Source organism: Streptomyces sp. NPDC014623 (genome assembly GCF_043088245.1).
In the GTDB taxonomy this organism is placed as follows: Bacteria; Actinomycetota; Actinomycetes; order Streptomycetales; family Streptomycetaceae; genus Streptomyces.
Window position 1 is genome coordinate 317550 of sequence record NZ_JBIBZU010000002.1, and the last position, 20194, is coordinate 337743.

Here is a 20194-nt window from a genome sequence, read left to right on the forward strand (position 1 = left end):
GCTCCCGTCACCTGCCCGCGAACACGTCCCGCAGCGCGTCGTCGAGCTCGTCGGCCGCTTCGGCGGTGTCGGGTCTCTCCGCGGCCAGCAACGCGTGCACATGGGACTGGAGGACCTGGGTGAACGCGCCGTAGTACGGGGTGCGCGGCCGCTGCACCGCCTCGGTCAGCGCCGCGCCGAGGATCCGGATGTACGTGGCGCGCGCGTTCGCCCCCTGCTCCTCGAGCCCGCCCTCGCCCGTCGCCGCCGCCTCCGGGCTGTCCCCGGCCGGCCGGAGCGCGGCGGCGACACGGGGCCAGCAGGGCTGCGCGGCGCTGCCGTACACGGAGGCCCGGGTCGCCGCGAAGCCCGCGTCGAGCAGGCAGCGTTCGCTCTCCCGTGAGGTCAGGAAGGTGATGAGCTCGCGGGCGTCGTCGCCACGGCGCGAGTCGGCGGTGACGGCGAGGTTCTGTCCCCCGAGCACGGCTTTTCCGGGCAGCCGGTTCACGGCGTAGGCCGCCGGGTCCATCCGGCCTCCCAGTGCCCCGTACGCGTAGGGCCAGTGGCGCAGGAAGACGGCGCGTCCCTCGACGAAGTCGGTGAGGGACGCCGTCTCGTCGGAGGTGAGCGCGGCCGGCTGGACCCGGCCCCGTTCGATCCGGTCGAGGAGGCGGTCGAGCCCTTTCTTCAGCTCTCCGGCGCCGGAGCTGTACCGCCCCTCGCTGTCGGCGAGTTCGACGCCGGCGTCGGCGAACGCCTCGACGGTGTTGACGGTCAGCCCCTCGTACTGCTTGAGCTGTGTGGTCCATCCCGCGCGTTCGTCGCGGCGGACCGGGTTCAGTCCGAGGGTCTTGACGGAGGAGTAGAGCTGGTCCCACGTCCAGTTGGCGGTGGGCTGCTTGTCCGCCTCGATGTCGGCTTTCGTCAGGAGGTCGGGCCGGTAGTAGAGGAGTCCCACGTCGGTGTTGAACGGCCGGGCGTAGGAACGGCCCTTCCAGACCGTGGTGGCGTGGACCTCCCTGATGAAGTCGCGGTCGTCATCGGCGGCGGCACCGGTCCCGGCCTCGGGCAGGGGGCTGATGAGCCCGGCCTCGGCGAATTCGGGGATCCAGGTGATGTCGAGGTTGACCACGTCGTAGCGGGCGCTGCCGGACTGGAGGGCGCCGAGGAGCTGGCTGCGCTGCTGGTCGGCGCCACCGGGCAGCTCGACGAGTTTCGCCTGCCGGGTCCTCGACCCCGCGTGCAGGCGGTTCCACTCCTCTATGAGCTGCTGCCGCACGCTGCCGGAGCCGGTGACGTCGAGCCCGCTGGCGACGACGATGGGCCCTTCGGCCGCCTGCTCCCGTCCGGCCTCCTCCGCGTCCCGGGGCCCTCCCGTGCAGGCGGTGGCGAGGAGCGTGAGCAGGCAGCCGAGCGCGGCAGCGGACCTGATCCGCCCCCGGCGGACCGCGCGACGGTCGTGGCAGGTCATCTCGCGTCCCCCGTACCGGTCTTGGCGACCTCCGCCGCCAGTTCGGCCGCGAGGTCGTCGGCGGGGCCCAGGCACCGTCCGCCGCTCACCTCGGCGAGCCGCTCGCCGAACCGGCCGGGCGCGCAGGCACCGTCCTGCAGCGAGACCGTCACGATCCTGACGAGCGGCGCCCTGCCCGCGTCCGCGACCAGGTCCTGCTGGTCCCTCTTCCCGACGGCTTCGAAGTCCTCGCCGTCGGTGACCAGGACGAGCAGCCGCGGCTGCTCCGCCCCGGCGGGGCCGGCACGCAGCGTGGCGAGTGCCGCTTCCAGGCCCTCCGCGATGCGGGCGTCGAAATCGGCGGTCCTCGCACCGGCGACGGCCCTCTGTGCGCCGGCCGTGGCCTGCAGCCCGAACGGCACGCGGTCCGTGGCGGGTTCGCCCTCCTCCACGGCCGTCTCCCACACCCCGTACGCGTCCTCGGCGGCCAGGGAACGCATCGAGCGGACCACGAGTTCCTTGGCGCCGCCCGTGCCGTCCCAGACCCGCTCGTCCGCCATCGAGGACGAGTTGTCGAGGAGGTACAGCACCCGGCCGGGCCCGAGCGCCCCCCGGTAGCGGCTCAGGGTGTCGTTCAGCGACGCGGACACGTCGGTGCCCTGGCCGGTCTTCGGGATCTGTTCGCGCACGGCTGTCGCGTTGTCCTTCTTCCGCAGCACCGAGCCGTCGTCCGGCGGCGCCGGGCGGCTCTTCTCGACACCCCGGAAACCGTCGTCGGTGAAGCACCTCTGCGCGACCGGGTCCGTGACCAGCCAGTGGTGGAAGGCCTCGACGGCCGCCTTGCGGTCCTCGGCGTCCCGGTCGGCCCCGTCCCAGGTGACCCGGACGAAGGGCAGGTCCAGCATCGGCACGTCGGAGGGGTAGTGGGCCACCCGGTGCTTCAGTGCCTCCGTCGCGCAGGCAGGACGGCCGGCCTCGCCCGCCGACAGGTTGAACTGCGCCAGGGTCTGCTCCGGCACGAGGACGGCGGCCCGGTCCTCCAGGTCGTTGTGCGCGCCGTCGGCCAGCAGGCACATCAGCTCCCGGGCGGTGGAGGGCATGGGCCGCAGCGCGGTGGCCATGCCCTGCTCCACCGTGGCCGCGCCGCCGGGACGGGAGGCGGCGTAGAGCGCGTCGGTGGCCAGCAGGGCACCTTCGGTCCCCTCGGGGTCGGGGCGCAGGACATCGACGTCCTGGGCTTCCTCCAGCGCGGAGACGATCTCGCCGAGCGGATCGTCGGTCTGCAGGGACCGCGCCAGGATCATGGTCTCCGGCACGCCGAGGACCATCGGTGTGTAGGCGACGGGTCCCAGCCGGTCGAGGTCCACGACGCTCTTCCCCGCGTCCGCGGCGGACCCCTGGCCCCCGGCCGCGGCGGAGGCGGTGCCGCCGCCCGCCCCGTCGGCCGTCGCCCGCTGCCACGCGCTTCCGGCGGCCGGGATCCAGATGTCCGGCTGCGCGCCGACGTCCCGCTGGGGCCGCAGGCAGTCACCGGAGGCGGGGCAGGCGGCGGGCGGTTCCTGCCAGAGCGAGGAGGACCGGAACGCCGCCACGGCGTCGGTGGCCTTGGCGTCGTACACGTTGATGCCGACGGACCGGCAGCCGCGGGCGTCCCGCTCGGGGTAGGCGTCGGCGGCCTTCTGCACGGTGGGCAGCAGGTCGGGGTCGGTGAGCACGCGGAGTTCCAGGGGCGAATCGCAGCCGCCCGGGGGCGGGCCCGTGAAGTACCACACGCCGGTTCCGCCGAGAGCGACGAGACCGGCCAGGACGAGCACGGCCGTACGCGTCAGGCGGCGGGCCAGGGCGCCCGGCAGCCGGCGCGAGAAGGCCGCCGGCCGCTGCCACCACGTCGGCGGGGGCGGTGGAGGGGGCGGCGGGGGCGGGACGGGCCGTGGCTTCAGGGGCTCCCTTCCCGCGTCCGCCGCGAGTGCGAGCACCACGTCGTCGCCGTGCCGCAGCTCGTCCGGGATCCACGGGTGCCCGTCGACCGCCTTGAGCGGCGCCATCGCCTCGCGTATCCCGGTGACGACCCGGGTGAACGTGACGGGTTCTCCCTCGCCCGTGGTGAGCAGCCGGTGGAGGGCGGCGGTGAACTCCGTGCCGGTACGGGGATCGCCGGGCGGGATCTCCACTCCCGGCTCCGCCGCGGTGAGCAGGGCGAAATTCTGTCCCGCGGCGGGGCTGAAGGCCGCGAGGGCGTTACCGGCGAAACAGCAGTCGAGGATGACGACGACCCAGTCGGCGTGGCAGTTGCGCAGCTCGGGCATGACGTCGTCGCGCCAGGACAGGGTGCCGAGGAAGGGGTGCTGCCGGTCCCTGGTCACCCCCGATTCGGTGAACATCAGGTTGAGGTCGCTGCCGTCGGGGCGCACGATGCCGTGCCCGGCGAAATAGACGACCAGCAGCCCGGTCACCTCCTTGCGGGCAGCGGTCAGCACGGCACGCACCTGGAGCGGGTCGACTCCGGCCGTCGGACCGCCGTTCGCGGGGACCACGACGAGGTCCTCCGGGCCGAGCACCCCGGTGCTGCCGGCGGTCAGGGCCTCGCGCATGAGGCGGAGGTTCGTGGTGACGGCCGGGAGGTCGTTCCGGTTTCCCGCGTAGTGCTCGACCCCGATGAGCACGGCTCTGTGCCGCTTGGACCTGTTCTCCTCGCCGCGCGCGTCGTACGGCGGCACGGCTGCTAGACCTCTCCGGGCTCGTCGCCGCCCGCTCGGTCGTCCCCGCGGGAGCCGGGCCCCGCATCCGGTCCCCCGTCACCACCGGTGCCGGGCCCGGTGTCACGCCTCAGGTCGGAGCCCGGGCCTTCCGACGGCCCCTCGAGCGTGACGCGGGGCGTCTCCTCGGGGCCGGCGAACCGCCGCCGGTTGCGCAGCCAGGTCTCCACGGACCGCCAGGCGTTCTCGGCCACGGAGCGCGCCAGCTCGACGGACACGACCAGGATGATGTCCTGGATCAGCTCCCCGCCCATCGCCTCGACCTGCGTGAACGAGTCCTTGCGCTCGAGGCCGAGCTCGTTCCGCTCCAGCGCGTCCTCGATGACCGGCGCCTTCTTGAGCCAGGTGTGCAGGGCTTGGAGGTCGTCGCGCCGGGTGTGCGTCCCGGTGAGGCTGATGCGTAACTCGACCGTCTCCCGTCCCTGGTCCTGCCCGCTCGTCCTCGCCCCGTCCGCCACGCCTGCCCCCATCAGCCCCATCGACCCCGTCACCCTCGCCACATGAGGGGCGGGTCCCCGAACACACGAGTATTTCACGGGTGTTGACACGAGGCACCTCTTTGTCCGGCTTCAACTGAAGGCCGTCGCACGCCCACCGATCACTTCTGCGCCCTTCGGAAGTCATAAGCCCTGAGAGACCCGCGAACACGCGTGGCGCTCGCCACGACCGACCCCGAGGACAGGACCGCGACATGACCGAAGCAGTGAAGGGCCCGGCGAGCTACTTCCCCTCGATCGAGAAGAAGTACGGCCGTCCGGTCGCCGAGTGGAAGGACCTCATCCGGTCCTCGCCCCTGACCGGGCACATGGAGCTCGTCTCCTGGCTCAAGGCCGGACACGGCCTGGGCCACGGCCACGCCAACGCACTGGTCGCGCACACGCTCGCCGAGGGCGAGTAGGGCCCTCCTCAGCCCTGTCCCCCGGGAATCACCTGCTCCGACCAGACGGTCTTGCCCTCGGCGGCGTACCGGGTGCCCCACAGGTTGGCGAGCTGGGAGATGATGAAGAGCCCCCGCCCGCCCTCGTCGACCGCTCCGGCGTACTTCATGTACGGGGCGGTGGTGCTGCCGTCCCGGATCTCGCAGGTCAGCCCCCGGTCGAGGATGAGGCGCAGCTTCACCGGCGGGCGGCCGTAGCGCACGGCGTTGGTCACCAGTTCGCTGACGATCAGCTCGGTCGCGTCGCCCGTGTCGCCCTCCAGGTGCCAGTCCGCCAGCGTCTCGGACGCGAGGCGGCGCGCGGTCGCCGGGGCCGTCCTGTCGTAGGGGAGTTCCCATGCGGCGTACCGGTCCGCGGGCATGGCGTGGGTCCGGGCCAGCAGCAGGGCGGAGCCCTGGAGGTCGGGGCTGTCCGGCAGGGCGCGGGCGACCGCGTCGCACAGGTCGCGCATCGGCCGGTCCGTGGGCGTGAGCGCCTGGCGCAGCGCGCCCGAGGAGGGCTGGGCGTGGCCGCGCAGCGCGTTGCTGTGGAGCACGATCAGGCTGCCCTCCTGGAGCGGGAAGGGGGCCGCCACGACCGGGGACCGGTCCGCCGCCCCCAGTGACGGCCCCACGGGCAGGCCGACGACGAAGGCGTCACCGCCCGGTTCCACGACGAAGGGGGCGGGGTGGCCGGCGGAGGCCACGGTGCACGTCTCGGTGAACGGGTCGTACACGGCGTACGCGCATGTCGCGGCCAGCGGTTCCTGGTGCAGCGGGTCGCTCTTCGGCAGCCGGGCGCGTTCGTCCGCGAGCCGCGTCGCCGTGTCGTACAGGCGCGCGAGCAGTTCGTCGGGCTCCAGGTCCAGTGCGGCGAGGGCGTGGACGACGGTGCGCAGCTGTCCCATGGTGGCGGCCGCGTGGATGCCGCGCTCGAACACTTCCCCGATGACGAGGGCCGTACGGGCCCCGGACAGGGCGATCGTGTCGAACCAGGTGCCGGCGTCCCCGCCGGGCAGCAGCAGGTGGTCCGCCTCGACGGCGGGCTGGAGCGCGGGCCTCTGCGGCAGCAGCCGGCGTTGGAGAGCGCTGGCGACGGTGTACTCGTGCACGTAGCGGCGGGCGTTGTCGATGCCGAGCGCGGCCCGGGACGCCATCGCCGCCGCCACGGGGACGTCCTCCTCGGTGAACGGCTCGGAGTCACCGCACCGGTAGAGGGCCACCAGCCCGAGGACCGCCCCGCGCAGCGTCAGCGGCGCCAGCAGCAGCGTGTGCGCGCCGGCTTTCCGGACGGAGCCCACACGCGCGGCGTCGGCGTCGGCCCACGGGACGTCCTCGAGCGGCAGGACGCGGACCCGCAGGTCGGAGAGGGCGCGCTGGTAGGGCGTCCCGGGCAGCACCGGCCGCACCTCCCCGACCGGGTGGGCGGCCTGGTTGCCGCCGCCGTACGCGGCACGCCGCAGCGGCACGTCCGGGCCGAGCGGCCCGGGCTCGGGTGTCTCGCCGCGCAGGACCGCGTCGACGACCTCGACGACGCCGATGTCCGCGTAACCGGGGACCAGCGCGTCCACGAGGTCCCGGCAGGTGGCGTCGACGTCCAGTGTCCGGCCCACGCTGTCGCGGACCGCGGCGAGCGCCGCGTCCCGGCCGCGGCTCCTGAGCTGTTCGCTGACGTCGGCGACGGATACGGCGACCCCCAGGACCGCGCCGTCACCGCTCCGCCGCGCCCCACGCCCCTCCTGGAGCCGGAACGCCGTCAGGGCGAGAGTGCGCCGGCCGGGGGCGTCGCCGGGGTGCGCGTGGAACGGGCTCTCGACACAGGGCACACCGGTGCGCAGGACCTCCCGCGCGAAGGCCTCCACCCGCTCGGGTTCCTCGAAGGCGTACACGTCACGGAAGGGCCGCCCGCGCAGCCGCTCGGTCTCGTCCGTGCCGGAGCCGGCGGAGGGGCCGTCGGTCCGCAGGAGGCGCAGCTCCGGGTCGAGCACGTGGACGCGTACGCGTGTCTGCGCGAACATCACGTCCAGCAGTGCCGTCCCGACGGCGTCTCCGCCCTCGTCGGCCGCCCGGACGGCCCAGCCCTCCCCCGCGAGCGGCTCCAGCCGCAACCCGGCGGGCGTCCCGTCATCTCCGGCCACCCGTGCGGCGCCGCCCGCCCTCCGGGGGCCCGCGCCCTGGGGGTCCCGGGCCAGTACGTCCGTCAGGCTCAACCCCAGCGCATCGGCGGTGGCCGTCCCGTAGCGCCGCTCGGCCGCCCGGCTCCACCCGGTGACCAGCCCGGCGCCGTCCACGACCATCAGGGGCGCATCTGCCATGGGCCCAGCTCCTTCGCCCCCCGCACGGGACCCGGGTCCGGGCCTCCGCACACGTGGACACGTACGCAATCAGCATCGGCCCCAGGCCCGCCGCCCGCGACCGGAGCGGGGCACGGGTCGGGCCTCGGCCCTGGTCCCGGGCGGGTGTGTGTGCCAGCCGACCGTGTTCCTGGGCTCGGAAGGGGCGTGCGGTGTGGTGGCGGGCAACCTCTCGGACTTCCTGTGAGTCCCGGCCGACGGTTACGGCCCGAGCGGGGCCGCCCTTGCCGCGGAGCCCGGCCCCCGCTCCTACGCCTCTCTGGTCCGGCTCGCCGAACACCGTGCGACGACACCGCGCCGGACGGTGAAGGAGAGCGTCACGGAAGCGCGGGCGGAGTTCCCCACCTTCCGGGAGGACCTTTACGCGCTGTGCCGGTGAAGCCGGGGGCAGTGAGCGTGGAGGCGCTGGTGGAAGGGGAGCGAGCTTGAGAACCGCTCATAACCTCATGTCAGTACCCCTTGATACAACTGCACTTGCACGTGACGCAATGAGGGGGACTCGGCGATGCCAAGCGACTTTTCAAATACTGCCCCAGTGGTCGGGCTCTACGAAACGCTCATCACGCACCGCCTCGCAGAGCGGATGAAGCAGCTCGATGTGACGGGTTGGCGATCCATCGACGCACCCGTCGGACCTGAGTCTGCACCCCATGTCCTTGCCCGCCACATCGGCGACACGGTGCGGCAGATCCTTCAAGGACTCTCCTCTGCGGAGCAGGTGCTTGCGGCCAATCACATCTTGGAGTCCCTCAACACCATCGAGGGAGCAACACAGTGGGTCGATCTCGTCACGGACGGCCCCCGCCAGCTGCTCTCTGTTGCCGAGGAGGAAGCTCCCGGTGTCTACGCCATCCGCCCTGCGACTCCGCTCTCCGATACAGCTCTCATCACCAATTCACCAGAGGATCCAAGCCTCGGCTTTGAGCTTCGCGCCGAGCTGGCCACGGCCGACCGTGTTGATCTTCTCTGCGCCTTCGTGAAGTGGCACGGCCTTCGCGTTCTCGAAGACGCCCTCGCCTCCGCGCATGCTCGCGGTGTCCCGATCCGAGTCCTGACCACCACATATATCGGTGCCACGGAACGCCGCGCATTGGACCGTCTCGTCCGGGATTTCGGGGCGGAGGTCAAGGTCAACTATGAGCTTCGCTCCACCCGCCTGCACGCCAAAGCATGGCTCTTCCGGAGGGCGAGCGGCTTCGACACGGCTTACGTAGGCAGCTCAAACCTGTCCAAGGCCGCGCTTCTCGATGGGCTCGAATGGAACGTACGACTCTCCTCCGTCGCCACGCCGTCTGTGCTCCGCAAGTTCGAAGCCACCTTTGACGCCTACTGGAGCGAGCAGGCGTTTGAGCCCTACGACCCCGATGCCGACGCGCAACGGCTCGACGAGGCCCTGTCCCAGGCTGGCGGTTCTCATGGACAGGACCGCAAGGTGATCACTCTCTCCGGCCTAAAGGTCCGCCCCTACCCGCATCAGCGCGACATGCTCGAACGCCTTGAGGTCGAGCGAACCGTGCATGACCGCCACCGCAACCTGCTTGTGGCCGCCACAGGCACGGGTAAGACAGTGATGGCCGCTCTGGACTTCAAGCGCCTACGCCAGAAACTCGGCCGGGATCTCCGGCTCCTGTTCGTGGCCCATCGCAAAGAAATCCTCGAACAGTCCCTGCGGGTCTACCAGAACGTGCTGACCGACGCGAACTTCGGAGAGCTGTTCTACGCCGGCGAGATCCCAGACCACTGGACTCATGTGTTCGCCAGTGTCCAATCACTAAACGCGCGCACGCTGGACCGTTTCAGCCCTGACCACTTCGACGTCATCGTAATCGATGAGTTCCATCACGGCACATCACCCACATACCGCAAGCTCCTGGATCACTTCGCACCGCAGGAGCTTCTCGGCCTCACGGCGACACCCGAGCGCATGGACGGCCTGAACGTACAAGATGAGTTCTTCGATGGCCGAATCGCCGCCGAGATGCGGCTTTGGGAAGCACTGGAAAATGAGCTTCTCAGCCCTTTCCATTACTTCGGAATCACTGACAACACTGACATGAGCGCGGTTGCATGGAAGCGGGGGGCATACGACTCGACAGCTCTCAGCAACCTGTTCACCGGTAACGACGCACGCGCCCGTCTCGTCCTACAGGCAGTGGTCGACAAGGTGACAGACCCGGGAGCCATGCGCGCTCTGGGCTTCTGCGTCTCGGTGGCACACGCCCATTTCATGGCCGACTTCTTCCAACGCGCTGGACTCAACTCCCGCGCTCTTTCCGGCGAGACCCCCCGCCATGAGAGGAAAGCAGTTCTCGACGATCTGCGAGCTGGCACCCTCCAAGTGATCTTCTCGGTGGATCTGTTCAATGAAGGACTCGACATCCCCGATGTCGACACGTTGCTTCTACTGCGCCCCACTTCAAGCGCTACTATCTTCCTCCAACAACTGGGGCGCGGGCTTCGTCGCACCGAAGACAAAGCCGTACTCACGGTCCTGGACTTCATCGGACAGCATCGCAAGGAGTTCCGCTTTGAGGCGCAATTTCGCGCGCTGACGAACCTAACGAGGAACCGCCTTCTAACCAACATCGAGCAGGGTTTCCCCCAGCTACCATCCGGCTGCCAGATCGTTCTTGAAGAAAAGGCCAAGGACCTGATCATTGACAACATCCGAAACCAGATTGGTGTCAATGTTACTCAGCTGGCCCGAGAAGTAGCTACGTACGCCGAACCTCGCCTCACTGATTATCTCAGGGAAAGCGGCCGGGACCTCAAGGAGCTCTACCGAGGAAATGGAAACTCGTGGACCGGTTTGCTGCGCCGGGCGAAACTCCTAGACAACAATGGGCCTGACGGTGAAGCTGAGCTCCTGAAGCGGGTCTCAGCTTTCCTGCACGTGGATGACCCGCTGCGTGTCGCTGCCTACAGCAAGCTCCTGGCCGACGACGCCCCGGTCTATGACCAGCTCTCCGAGCAAGAGCAAGCGTATGCCCGTATGTTCTTCTTCTCTCTGTGGCCGCTGGGCGGTGGCTTCTCCAGTTATCAGGAGGGCTTCGCCACTCTCGGCCCTCAGAAGGCCTTCCGCGACGAGCTCCACCAGGCACTCGCGCACGTCCTTGGCCAGGCGGACCACGTCCCGCTACCCCTCCTCGGCACCCACGCCAGTCTGCCCATGACGGTGCACGCTTCATACAGCCGTGAGGAGATCCTTCCTGCTCTCGGCCAGTCCACCGTGGGCGGCTTCATGCCCGGCCATTTTCGCGAGGGCGTGAAGTGGTGTGAGGGCATCCAGACGGATGCCCTCCTCATCACCCTTGAGAAGGACGAGAAGGACTTCTCCCCGGAGACGCGTTACAAGGACTACGCCCGCAGCGACTCGCTGTTCCACTGGGAGTCTCAGAACCAGACCTCGGAGTCTTCCCCCACGGGCACCCGCTATCAGACGCACAAGGAGCGGGGGACTCACGTCCTGCTGTTCGTGCGCCGCTTCAAGAAGACGGACATCGGAGGCCCTCAGCCTTGGATGCTGCTGGGCCCCGCCGAATACGTCGAGCACAAGGGCAGCAAGCCCATGGGAATCGTGTGGAAGCTCCGCCATCAGATCCCCGCCGACGTACTGACCTACTCGGCAATCGCTGCCGGTTGACAAGATTTTCCCGGTAGAGGGGAAGGTCGGCTACGACCACTCACGTTTCTGATCACACCGGACCCGTGGGGAAATGCCCCGCAGTTCGTCCACACTATGGAACGGATCCGGGTGGGCCGAATCGCTGGCGGCCCACCCGGATCCGTCGGCACCTACACAAACACCAGATCAAGTACGCCATCCCAGAACCGAAGAGCCAGCGGGCCAACCATCAACAGCGCGGCATTAATAGCGGCCATCCCACCGGCTTCGATCAGGGCGGAGTCCGAGCGCCTGGTGCGGGCGGGCGGGACCGTCCTGGAGGTTTTCGACGGACACCATGTCCTGATGGCCGACCCGGAGGGCAACGAGTTCTGCGTCGGAGCAGCCCCTGCGTGAAGGGCCCCGACGGGTCGACGCCGACCGGTCACACGACCGGCCGGGCAGACCCCGGGCCCGTGCCGCCTCGCGCGTTGCTCGCGGCGTCCTCCGGGACCGCCGCCTCGGCGGGATGGCAAAACGCCCGCCGCCCCACCGGCCGCTCAGACGCGCGAGTCGGAAGCCAGCACCGTGAAGGCAGACCATGCGTGAGGAGAGACCGTCAGCGCGGGCCTCTGCGTGTCCTTGGAGTCGCGGACCAGCACGGCTCCGGGGCGCGCGGCGATCTCGACGCAGTTGTCACCGCCGGTACCGCTGTAGCTGCTCTTGAACCAAGCGAGTTCAGAGGTGGTCATAGCGCTCCTCGCAGTTGCTCAAGCAGGTTGACGGACGCCTCGGGGCTGAGGGCCTGCGAGCGCATCTTGCCATAGCGCTGGAGCATCGAACTGACTTGTTTCCCGTGGGTGGCGAGCGCGCTGGTGTCATGAGCTTCGGTGTACCCGATCCATTGGTGGCCGGGGGTCTCCGCCAAGTACATCGAGCCGTCCAAGCCCGCGTGTGCTGTCTGCCGCAACGGCATGAGCTGGATTTCCACGTTGCGCAGGCTGCCCATCCGCAACAAGTAGTCGATGAGGGAGCGCGTGACCTCCGGACCACCGGTGTCCCGCTGGATCAGCGCCTGTTCGATGATGAAGCCAAACGCGGTGTTCCCCTTGTCCGTGAACAGACGCTGACGTTCCAGCCGTGCGGCAACCTGCGTTTCGAGTTGGTCATCCGTCAAGGGTGGCAACCGGCTACTGAACACCGCCCGAATGTAGGGCTCCGGCTGCAGCAAACCTGGAACGACCCGGCACTCGTACGCGTACAGCGTGATCGCCTCCTCCTCGATGGCCGCCCACTGCAGGAACCACGACGCCAGCCCCACCCTCCGCGTCAGGCTCTTCGCCGCCGCCACCAGCACCCGCGCCGCCCCCGCCCCCAGCACCTCCTCCGAGCGGTCCAGCAAATCCCTCGGCGGGAACCGCTTGCCCTGCTCGATCTTGGCGATGTACGCCGCCGAGTACTGCACCAGCGGCGCGAACTGCTCCTGGGTCAGGCGAGCTTCGTCGCGCAGCGCCTTGAGCACCGCCCCGAACGTCCTGAGGCTGTCGGACAGCTCCGGCTCACCACAGCTCCCCCCGCCCCCGACACCGCCGTTGCCCGTAGCCATCCGTGGCTGCCTCTCCCTGTGCCTGACCCGTTCATGGGCCCATCCGTGCCCTGCCGTTCGTCGTCCGCGCTGCACCACCGCCCGACCCGGTCAATGGTTACGCGCTGTGACTCGTCCAGTCCAGCGCGTGAACCGATACAAGCCGGTCTGTATCGGTGCCGTGCCTGCCGCAGGCCCCGTCCCCCCGCCAGGCTGAACCCCATGCCAGCCCTTCACCACGAACCAACGTCCCCCACGTGCGTGTTCGCCCAGCGCTTCTCCGCCACCCGGCGTGGAGCGCGCCTCGCGCGCCTGCTTGCCGCGCTTCAGCTCGCCGAGTGGGGCCTCACTCGCGGGACGGACGACCACGACGCGGTCACGCTCGTCGTCGCCGAGCTCGCCGCCAATGCCGTACTGCACGGCCGCGTGGCCGGACGGGACTTCGCCCTGTTCCTTGCGTACGACACCTGCGGGGGCCTCATCCGTATCGAGGTGGCCGACACCCACCCCGCACAGCCGGCCCATGTCGTTCCGGCCCCCGAGGAGGACCACGGTCGTGGCCTGGTGCTCGTCGATGCCCTCGCCGCCCGGTGGGGCGTACGCGAGCGCGTCGGTCCGGGCAAGACGGTCTGGGCGGAGTACGCCCTGCCCGCAGGACCTGGAAGGCTCGCGTGGCCGCACGCCGCCCAGCAGGGCGAGCCATGCCGTCACCCCGCGCCTCGCTGAGCCGAGGCCCCTGCCCACAGCAGGGCGGAGAGCACCAGAACCTGACGCGGAGAACAGCTCCGCGTCAGCAACCTCCGGAAGGAAAACCGATGGTCCACACCATCGTGACCCCCGCCGGGCCCGCCGGCCTACCCGCACTCTGGGGCATGAACCGCATGGCTCCTCCGCGTAACACCGAGCCGTCGCCCCGCCGAGTACGAGACCGCGCTCATAGCCTGACCACCACACCAATGGCGTCCGTCGAAGTAGAGCAAGCTCAGCACTCGTCCGGCCTGCACATCCCCGGCGACACCGACCGGGCCCCGCCCGTTGAGCAGACTCCGCAGTTCGTTCTCAGCAGATGAGCTCCGAGGTCGCATCGCCCCGGGTTGCCGCACTGGAAATGTCCAGTGCGGCCGGCCTTGTCGGCGCCGGACGTATCAGGCGCGGTCGTGAAGAGTGACCTGATAGCCGTCGGGGTCGGCGAAGGTGAAGGTCCGGCCGAAGGGGCCGTCGATCGGCGCGGAGACGACGGTGTGACCGTCGGCGACGAGAGCATCGTGAATGGCCTGGACGTCCGTGGCGTGGAACCAGATCCCGGCACCGATGCCGGGCTGGGCGACGGATGCGAGACCGGTGCCGGGAACGACCTCGCGGAGTGCGAACGCGATCGGCTCCGTCTCGAAGACGACGGCGTGCGGAGGTCCGGCCTGCGAGCGGACGAGGCCGAGGTACCGCTCGTAGAACGCCTGCGAAGCGTCGAGGTCGCGCGCTTGGAGCGAGATGAAGTCGGGGCCGGTGGCGGGCACGATGACGCTCCTTCTTTCGTGTCAGTTTTCTGACACGGATCAAGCTATGTCAGAATCCTGACATGAGTCAAAACGGTGTCGGCGTCGACCTGGACAAATCGCTGGGCTATCTGCTGAAAGAGGCTTCGAGTGCCCTGCGCACAGCCATGGAGGAGGTGCTGCGGCCGCTCGGGATGAGCGTGACGCACTACTCCTGCCTCGAACTGCTGGCTCAGCGGCCGGGCTTGTCGAACTCCGAGCTCGCGCGGGGCGCGTTCGTGACACGGCAGTCGATGAACGTGCTGCTCCAGACCCTGGAGCGAGAGGGCTACGTGACCAGGCCCGCGGAGGCGCCCGTCGGGAAGGCTCTTCCCGCGCGGCTCACGCCCCGCGGCCGGCGGAGCCTGGAGAAGGCGACCGTAGCGGTCCGGTCCGTCGAGGTCAGAATGCTGGCCGGCCTGACCGAGGCCGAGCGGTCAGGCGCGTTCCGGATCCTGCAGAGCATGATCCATTCCCTGCGCGATGACAGCGACGGCGCATAGCCCGTCCCCGGCGCACGGCTCGTCGCGCACCGGCAGGAGTGCGGCCGAGCGGGAAAATCCGTACGTGCGGCCTCGGGGACCGGCAGACCGCGACCACCTCCTCCTCGGCGCTGAACCGACTGGGAGGGGCCGCATTTCTCACGGCACCGCCGCCCTCGCCGCGCTCCGGCTCCGCCCACGATCCGCCGGGCCGGCGGCCCTCCGGCAAGCCGCCGACCGCCTCACCTTCGGCCCCGCCCCCGCTGTCAGAGGTGCGCGGTACGGTCCCTTCATGGCAGCCAAAATCGACCTGACACTCGACAGCGCGGACACGCAGGCCCTTGCCGCCTTCTGGAAGACAGCCCTGGGTTACGTCGACGAGCCGCCGCCTGCTCCCTTCGAGACGCGCGAGGAGTGGTTCGCGCAGTTCGGACTGCCGGAGGACGACTCCGTGGACGACGGGGCGTGGCTCTGCGATCCCGACGGTGTCGGCCCGCGCCTGTGCATCCTCAAGGTTCCCGAGCCCAAGACGGCGAAGAACCGGCTGCACATCGACATCCGAGTGCCAGGACACGGCAGTTCCGACGAGCGTTGGGCGCGGATCAGGGCGGAGTCCGAGCGCCTGGTGCGGGCGGGCGGGACCGTCCTGGAGTTTTTCGACGGACACCATGTCCTGATGGCCGACCCGGAGGGCAACGAGTTCTGCGTCGGAGCAGCCCCTGCGTGAAGGGCCCCGACGGGTCGACGCCGACCGGTCACACGACCGGCCGGGCAGACCCCGGGCCCGTGCCGCCTCGCGCGTTGCTCGCGGCATCCTCCGGGACCGCCGCCTCGGCGGGATGGCGAAACGCCCGCCGCCCCACCGGCCGTTCGGACGCGGGAATCAGCAGTCGGCACCGTGGACGCGGATCACGCGTGGAGCGAGGCCGCCGGCGCGGGCCCCTGCGTCTCCTTCGGGTTCCGGACCGGTGCGGCCACCGGACCTACGGCGGTCCCGACGCGGTCGCCGCCGCCGGGTCGCCACGCGTTCGGCACCCCGGCCGAGGGGCGGTCCCGGGGACCCCCGTCACGACCTCGGCACGATCCGGCCGAAGACCTCGGGGGCCTGCGGAGCCATCCGCGCAGTCCGGCTCCCCGCACAGCCCGTGCGCCGGCCGGGAAGGAGCCCCGCCCGCGGCACGGCCACGGTCCGGCCGGGTGCCACCACCACCTCCTTCGTGACGCAGATCACACCTCAGGGAAAACCCGTCGGCCCGGTCCGGCGTCCAGCAGGTGTGAGATCAGACAGGAAAGCGCTGGACCGGGCGGACGAGGAACGCCTCGTCCGCCTGGTGGCCAAGGGCGACCGTGCCGCGTTCGAGGAGCTGTACCGGCGTACCTCGCCGTGGATGGCGGTGCGGCTGTACCGGCGTTGCTCCGACGAGCAGATCGTCGCCGAGGTGATGCAGGAGACGTATCTGGCGGTGTGGCGCGCGGCGGGCGCGTTCGCCGGCAGTGCGGTCGGCGGTACGGCCGTCGGATGGCTGTGGACGATCGCGGCGCGCCGCCTCGTGGACGCCTTCCGCCGTCGCGCCCACCACGCCGCGCCGCCGCCGGCCGCCGCCGCGCGGGCCATGGCGCCCGCGGCCGAGGAGGAGGCGCTCGCAGCAGGCGTCGACGGTGACGTCGGCGATGCGCTGCGGCGCCTGGCACCGGAACTCAGAGAGGTACTGCAGGCGACGGTGCTCGACGGACTGTCCGTCCGGGAGACCGCCGCCCTGCTCGGGCTGCCCGAGGGCACGGTCAAGACCCGTGCCCGCCGGGCCCGGATCGCGATGCGGAAGGCGCTGGCATGAGCGGAGTGGGCAAAGAGCACGCGTCGGTGCGGCTCATCGGCGGTTACGCGCGCGGTGACGCGGGCATCGCCGCCGACGAGGTGTGGGCGCTGGAGGCGCATCTGGAGACCTGCGCGGCATGCCGCGCCCGGCTCTCGGACGCCGTGGAGACCGGGGTGCCCGCCGTCGCCTCGCTGGTCGGCGCCGTCTGGTCCGGCCTGGAGCCGGGCCTGGACACGGCGGCCACGATGCCGGCGCGACGGTGGCGCCGGCCGGTCTGGCTGTCGGCGTGGCTGACGCCGGTGATGGCCCCGTGGCTGGCCATGACCGTCGGCGTGGTCCTGATCGCGCTGGCCCTGGACCTGGCCGGTCCTGGTTTCGGCGAGGTGTCGCTGGTGCTGCTGCTGGCCCCGGTGCTGCCGCTGTGCGGGGTCGCCGCGTCCTGGTCGCGGGGGCTCGATCCGGCGTACGAGCTGACGGCGGCGGCCCCGCGGGCGGGGCTGTACCTGGTGCTGCGGCGCACCGCGTCCGTGCTGGCCGTGGTCGTCCCGGCGCTGCTGGCCGCGGGCTGGCCGGCGGGGGTGTCGGCCGCGCAGTGGCTGTTGCCCTGCCTGGCCCTGACCTCGGCGGCCCTGGCGCTCGGCGGCGTCTTCGGGGTGACCCGCGCCGCACTCGGCCTGATGGCCGTATGGGCGGCCGGTGTCATGGTGCCGTCCCTGGTCACCCGCAGCGAATCCGCCTTCCTGGACACGAGCGGCCTGCCCGTGTGGGGCCTGCTGCTCGCCCTCGGCACCGGTGTCGTGACGGCCCGCCGGGGCGCGTACACCACTGTTCCCGGGGTTTCCCGGTGAGCACCCTGAACGACCGAGAGGAACAGCGCATGACACGCGCGGTGAGCACGGCGGAAATCGCGCCGAGGACCTACGCCCACGAGATCCGGGCCGCCGGGCTGAGGATCCGTGTCGGGCGGACCCGGATGGCCGTCGACGGGCTCGACCTGTCCCTCGGCACGGGTGTGCACGGCCTCCTCGGCCCGAACGGGGCGGGCAAGACCACTCTCATCCGGGCGCTGGCCACCGTGCTGCGGCCCGCCGAGGGCACCCTGGAACTGTTCGGCGAGTCCGTGGCCTCCGCGGGTGAGCACCGCTCGGTGCGCCGCCGGATCGGCTACCTGCCGCAGGAGTTCGGCTACTACAAGCGGTTCACGGTGCGCGAGTTCGTCGAGTACATGGCCTGGCTGAAGGAGGTCCCCGAGGCGGACGTCCCGGCGGCCGTCCAGCGGGCCGTGGAGCGGGTCGGCCTCGCGGACCGCGCCGACGAGCGGATGAAATCCCTGTCCGGCGGCATGGTGCGGCGGGCGGGCATCGCCCAGGCCGTCGTCAACGACCCGGAGGTCCTGCTGCTGGACGAGCCGACGGTCGGCCTGGACCCGGCGCAGCGGATGCGCTTCCGCGAGCTGCTTCAGGAGCTGGGCACGGACACCTGTGTGGTCGTCTCCACGCATCTGGTGGAGGACGTCGCGGCGGCCTGCACCGATGTGGTGCTCTTCGCCGAGGGTCGGCTGGTCTTCCAGGGAACCCCGGACACGATGGCGGCGGCGGGCGGCGACGGCCATCCCGGGGACAGTCCGCTGGAGCGCGGCTACTCGGCCCTGCTCGCCGGGTCCGCCGCCGGCTCCTCGCAGGAGAGGGGTGCCTGGTGAACTTCCGTGTACTGCGTATCGAACTGAGGCGCTCCGTCGCCCCGTGGACCGGAATCGCCGTCCTGGTGACCGGCCTGCTCTTCCTCCTCCTGATCCTCGGCCCGGGGGACAGCGCCGCGGACTGGACGGCCCAGTGGACGCCCATGGCCCTGACCGTCCGCGGCCTGCTGTACTACCTGTGGCCCGTCGCGGTGGGTCTCGGGGCCCTGCAGGGGCTGCGCGATCCCCGCTCCCGGGTGACCGAGCTGATGGCGACGGTGCCCCGGCCCGCCTGGCAGCGCGTGGCGGTCCCGGCGGTGGCCTCGGCCGTCACACTGGCATCGGCCTTCCTCGTCATCGTCGCCACGGGCGGAGCCTGGGTGGTGCTGGGCGACACCGTGTACATGCCTCCCGGCTGGCTGCCGATCGTGCTGGTGGCGGCGTTGGCCCTGGTCGCGGGGGCGCTGTTCGGCATGGGCGTGGCGCGCGCGTTGCCCTCCGTGCTCACCCCGCCGCTGACGGCGGTGGCCGCTCTCGTGATGACCGTCCTCCTCCAGCAGCACGCGGACGAGGCACTGCCCACGGGTAACGCGCCGAACCTGCTGGCGCAGCTGGCGCCCGGGGTGGCGCTGCCCCGCGAGGAACTGCTCACCCTCGCCTCCTCCGTGCACCTCGGCCAGACCCTGTGGCTGGCCGGCATGCTCGCCACCGGATTCGCCCTGCTGGCCGCCACCTCGGCGCGCGCCCGGCTGCTCGCGCCGGCTCCCGTCCTGGCGGGTGCGGTGCTCGCCCTGCTGATCCTGCCCGCCGAGCCGCGCGACACGTACGTGATCGACGAGGCCGCCGCGGAACTGGTGTGCGACGGCCCGGTGTGTGTGACGGAGATGCACCGTGACCGGCTGCCGGCCCTCGCACCGCACGGCAAGGAGACGCTGCGCGTGTTGCGGGAGGTACTGGGCGAGGACGCGCCGGACGTGGTGCGGGAGGAGACGGCGCTGCACGGGTCCACGGGGACCCGGAAGCTCATGGGCGAGGCGGTGCTCGTCGACTTCGACGACCCGGTGGTCGTACGGGCGGAGGGTGAGCAGCTGACCCGGGCCCTGGTCAGCCAGGGCCTGGCCCCGCACTGCACCGAGCGCAGCAGCCGGATGAACTCCATCGGTCTGGACGAGATCGCTCAGAGCGTCGCGGCGGGCTGGGCGCTCGGCGACTTCCGGCTGATCGACTGGGCCGGTCACTTCGACGGGCCGGAGCACCGGAAGGCCGGGCAGGCGGCGTGGGGCCGGCTGACGGCACTGCCGCCGGCGGAGCAGCGCGCATGGATCACCGACACGCGTGCCGCCGCCCTCTCCTGCGACCTGCGGGACGCGCGCGGAGTGCTGACGGGCGAGGCGTTCCGATGAGGTGGTCGATGCTGTACGCGCGGTCCCGGCAGGTGCCCGCATCGGCGGCGGCGGTGCTGGGCGCCGCCCTGGCGGTGTGGCTCCTGGCCCGGGGGGAGGGCACCGACCCCCGGCTGCCGGTGCTCGCCCTCACCGCGGCCGTGACGGCGGCCTCGATCGGCCTGGGCGGGCAGGACTCCGCGCTGGACCGCACGGCGGCCATCCGCTGGGTGTCCCGCCGCGCGGTGCACGTGCTGCTCATCGGCGTGGTGGTGGTCTCGGCGCTGCTGGCGGTGCGGGCGCTGGGAGCGGACGTGGGCGGCACCGCCTCCGTCGTCCGGAACAGCGCGGGCCTCACCGGGCTCGCCGCCGCCGGAGCGGTGCTGTGCGGCGCGCAACACGCGTGGACGCTGCCGGTCGGCTGGCTGACGCTCGCCCTTTTCCCGTCGACCCTGCCGAAGGGCGTGAACGAGGTCCTGACCTGGCTGCTGCTGCCGCCGGGCACGGCGACCGCCACGTGGGTCGCCGTGATCCTTGCCGTGGCCGGCACCGGGGCGTACGCCGTCGTCGGGCCGAGGCACTGACATCAGCCCTCGAACGGATCGGGCCCACGCACGGACGAGGCGGGTGAAACCACTGCCCTCGGTGGCGTGGCGTGG

General features: G+C 71.1%; 17 protein-coding genes and 2 pseudogenes. 12 read left to right on the top strand and 7 right to left on the bottom strand.

The genetic code is table 11. The features are described 5' to 3' along the window. Nucleotides 1–7: 7 nt before the first annotated feature. The 3 genes from ACF1FZ_RS05465 to ACF1FZ_RS05475 are packed head-to-tail and all read right to left on the bottom strand — an operon-like array spanning nt 8 to nt 4676. A complete protein-coding gene (locus ACF1FZ_RS05465; protein WP_391772051.1) occupies nt 8–1450 on the bottom strand; it encodes an extracellular solute-binding protein in 1443 nt (480 codons plus the stop codon). Continuing rightward, nucleotides 1447–4146: a substrate-binding domain-containing protein gene (locus ACF1FZ_RS05470; RefSeq protein WP_391772052.1), complete on the bottom strand. Its 2700-nt coding sequence runs from the start codon at nt 4144–4146 to the stop codon at nt 1447–1449. The genes ACF1FZ_RS05465 and ACF1FZ_RS05470 overlap by 4 nt, the downstream gene beginning before the upstream one ends. 5 nt (nt 4147–4151) lie before the next feature. After that, nucleotides 4152–4676, bottom strand: coding sequence for a hypothetical protein (locus ACF1FZ_RS05475; protein WP_391772053.1), 525 nt, complete (start codon nt 4674–4676; stop codon nt 4152–4154). A gap of 200 nt (nt 4677–4876) precedes the next feature. Between ACF1FZ_RS05475 and ACF1FZ_RS05480 the strand changes: the two genes are divergently transcribed. Beyond that, complete coding sequence (locus ACF1FZ_RS05480) at nt 4877–5083, top strand: DUF4287 domain-containing protein (protein WP_391772054.1); 207 nt, start codon at nt 4877–4879, stop codon at nt 5081–5083. Between the two features lie 8 nt (nt 5084–5091). Here ACF1FZ_RS05480 and ACF1FZ_RS05485 read toward each other — a convergent pair whose 3' ends face one another. Beyond that, nucleotides 5092–7416: a SpoIIE family protein phosphatase gene (locus ACF1FZ_RS05485; RefSeq protein ID WP_391772055.1), complete on the bottom strand. Its 2325-nt coding sequence runs from the start codon at nt 7414–7416 to the stop codon at nt 5092–5094. Between the two features lie 544 nt (nt 7417–7960). Between ACF1FZ_RS05485 and ACF1FZ_RS05490 the strand changes: the two genes are divergently transcribed. From ACF1FZ_RS05490 to ACF1FZ_RS05500, 3 genes and pseudogenes are all read left to right on the top strand, one after another. Further along, entirely contained in the window at nt 7961–11098 is a 3138-nt protein-coding gene (locus ACF1FZ_RS05490; RefSeq protein ID WP_391772056.1) for a DUF3427 domain-containing protein, read from the top strand. 18 nt (nt 11099–11116) lie between these two features. Then, nucleotides 11117–11355 (top strand): annotated as a pseudogene (locus ACF1FZ_RS05495) (IS5/IS1182 family transposase); the annotation flags it as partial. Further along, nucleotides 11345–11476: pseudogene (locus tag ACF1FZ_RS05500) on the top strand (VOC family protein); the annotation flags it as partial. The pseudogenes ACF1FZ_RS05495 and ACF1FZ_RS05500, both read left to right, overlap by 11 nt. A 143-nt stretch (nt 11477–11619) precedes the next feature. Here ACF1FZ_RS05500 and ACF1FZ_RS05505 read toward each other — a convergent pair. Both ACF1FZ_RS05505 and ACF1FZ_RS05510 read right to left on the bottom strand, forming a co-directional pair. Next, nucleotides 11620–11811, bottom strand: coding sequence for a DUF397 domain-containing protein (locus tag ACF1FZ_RS05505; protein ID WP_391772057.1), 192 nt, complete (start codon nt 11809–11811; stop codon nt 11620–11622). Then, complete coding sequence (locus ACF1FZ_RS05510; protein ID WP_391772058.1) at nt 11808–12665, bottom strand: helix-turn-helix domain-containing protein; 858 nt, start codon at nt 12663–12665, stop codon at nt 11808–11810. The genes ACF1FZ_RS05505 and ACF1FZ_RS05510 overlap by 4 nt, the downstream gene beginning before the upstream one ends. 201 nt (nt 12666–12866) lie before the next feature. On the opposite strand from ACF1FZ_RS05510, the gene ACF1FZ_RS05515 reads away from it, so the two are divergent. Continuing rightward, complete coding sequence (locus tag ACF1FZ_RS05515) at nt 12867–13370, top strand: ATP-binding protein (protein WP_391772059.1); 504 nt, start codon at nt 12867–12869, stop codon at nt 13368–13370. Between the two features lie 419 nt (nt 13371–13789). Here the strand turns inward: ACF1FZ_RS05515 and ACF1FZ_RS05520 are convergent, their stop codons facing one another. Continuing rightward, entirely contained in the window at nt 13790–14158 is a 369-nt protein-coding gene (locus tag ACF1FZ_RS05520) for a VOC family protein (RefSeq protein ID WP_391772060.1), read from the bottom strand. Between the two features lie 62 nt (nt 14159–14220). Here ACF1FZ_RS05520 and ACF1FZ_RS05525 point away from each other — a divergent pair, with 62 nt between their 5' ends. The 7 genes from ACF1FZ_RS05525 to ACF1FZ_RS05555 all read left to right on the top strand — a co-directional run bounded on the left by ACF1FZ_RS05525 (nt 14221) and on the right by ACF1FZ_RS05555 (nt 20119). Beyond that, nucleotides 14221–14679: a MarR family winged helix-turn-helix transcriptional regulator gene (locus ACF1FZ_RS05525; RefSeq protein WP_391772061.1), complete on the top strand. Its 459-nt coding sequence runs from the start codon at nt 14221–14223 to the stop codon at nt 14677–14679. Nucleotides 14680–14950: 271 nt separating this feature from the next. Further along, nucleotides 14951–15385 carry a VOC family protein gene (locus tag ACF1FZ_RS05530; RefSeq protein ID WP_391772062.1) on the top strand — a complete coding sequence of 145 codons (435 nt, stop codon included), beginning with the start codon at nt 14951–14953 and terminating at the stop codon, nt 15383–15385. 547 nt (nt 15386–15932) lie between these two features. Beyond that, nucleotides 15933–16493 carry an RNA polymerase sigma factor gene (locus tag ACF1FZ_RS05535; RefSeq protein ID WP_391772063.1) on the top strand — a complete coding sequence of 187 codons (561 nt, stop codon included), beginning with the start codon at nt 15933–15935 and terminating at the stop codon, nt 16491–16493. Beyond that, nucleotides 16490–17323, top strand: a complete 834-nt coding sequence (locus ACF1FZ_RS05540) for a zf-HC2 domain-containing protein (protein WP_391772064.1) — start codon at nt 16490–16492, stop codon at nt 17321–17323. The genes ACF1FZ_RS05535 and ACF1FZ_RS05540 overlap by 4 nt, the downstream gene beginning before the upstream one ends. Nucleotides 17324–17352: 29 nt before the next feature. Continuing rightward, nucleotides 17353–18174: an ABC transporter ATP-binding protein gene (locus tag ACF1FZ_RS05545; RefSeq protein WP_391772065.1), complete on the top strand. Its 822-nt coding sequence runs from the start codon at nt 17353–17355 to the stop codon at nt 18172–18174. Beyond that, nucleotides 18171–19556, top strand: coding sequence for a hypothetical protein (locus ACF1FZ_RS05550; protein ID WP_391772066.1), 1386 nt, complete (start codon nt 18171–18173; stop codon nt 19554–19556). Before ACF1FZ_RS05545 ends, ACF1FZ_RS05550 begins: the two co-directional genes overlap by 4 nt. After that, nucleotides 19553–20119 carry a hypothetical protein gene (locus tag ACF1FZ_RS05555; RefSeq protein ID WP_391772067.1) on the top strand — a complete coding sequence of 189 codons (567 nt, stop codon included), beginning with the start codon at nt 19553–19555 and terminating at the stop codon, nt 20117–20119. The genes ACF1FZ_RS05550 and ACF1FZ_RS05555 overlap by 4 nt, the downstream gene beginning before the upstream one ends. The last annotated feature ends 75 nt before the right edge of the window (nt 20120–20194 follow it).

Bases quoted from the DNA above. Each gene is read 5' to 3' on its own strand.
- ACF1FZ_RS05505 (WP_391772057.1), bottom strand. From the start codon at position 11,811: ATGACCACCTCTGAACTCGCTTGGTTCAAGAGCAGCTACAGCGGTACC.
- ACF1FZ_RS05490 (WP_391772056.1), top strand. From the start codon at position 7,961: ATGCCAAGCGACTTTTCAAATACTGCCCCAGTGGTCGGGCTCTACGAA.
- ACF1FZ_RS05525 (WP_391772061.1), top strand. From the start codon at position 14,221: ATGAGTCAAAACGGTGTCGGCGTCGACCTGGACAAATCGCTGGGCTAT.
- ACF1FZ_RS05545 (WP_391772065.1), top strand. From the start codon at position 17,353: ATGACACGCGCGGTGAGCACGGCGGAAATCGCGCCGAGGACCTACGCC.
- ACF1FZ_RS05515 (WP_391772059.1), top strand. From the start codon at position 12,867: ATGCCAGCCCTTCACCACGAACCAACGTCCCCCACGTGCGTGTTCGCC.
- ACF1FZ_RS05465 (WP_391772051.1), bottom strand. From the start codon at position 1,450: ATGACCTGCCACGACCGTCGCGCGGTCCGCCGGGGGCGGATCAGGTCC.
- ACF1FZ_RS05485 (WP_391772055.1), bottom strand. From the start codon at position 7,416: ATGGCAGATGCGCCCCTGATGGTCGTGGACGGCGCCGGGCTGGTCACC.
- ACF1FZ_RS05540 (WP_391772064.1), top strand. From the start codon at position 16,490: ATGAGCGGAGTGGGCAAAGAGCACGCGTCGGTGCGGCTCATCGGCGGT.
- ACF1FZ_RS05510 (WP_391772058.1), bottom strand. From the start codon at position 12,665: ATGGCTACGGGCAACGGCGGTGTCGGGGGCGGGGGGAGCTGTGGTGAG.
- ACF1FZ_RS05480 (WP_391772054.1), top strand. From the start codon at position 4,877: ATGACCGAAGCAGTGAAGGGCCCGGCGAGCTACTTCCCCTCGATCGAG.
- ACF1FZ_RS05555 (WP_391772067.1), top strand. From the start codon at position 19,553: ATGAGGTGGTCGATGCTGTACGCGCGGTCCCGGCAGGTGCCCGCATCG.
- ACF1FZ_RS05530 (WP_391772062.1), top strand. From the start codon at position 14,951: ATGGCAGCCAAAATCGACCTGACACTCGACAGCGCGGACACGCAGGCC.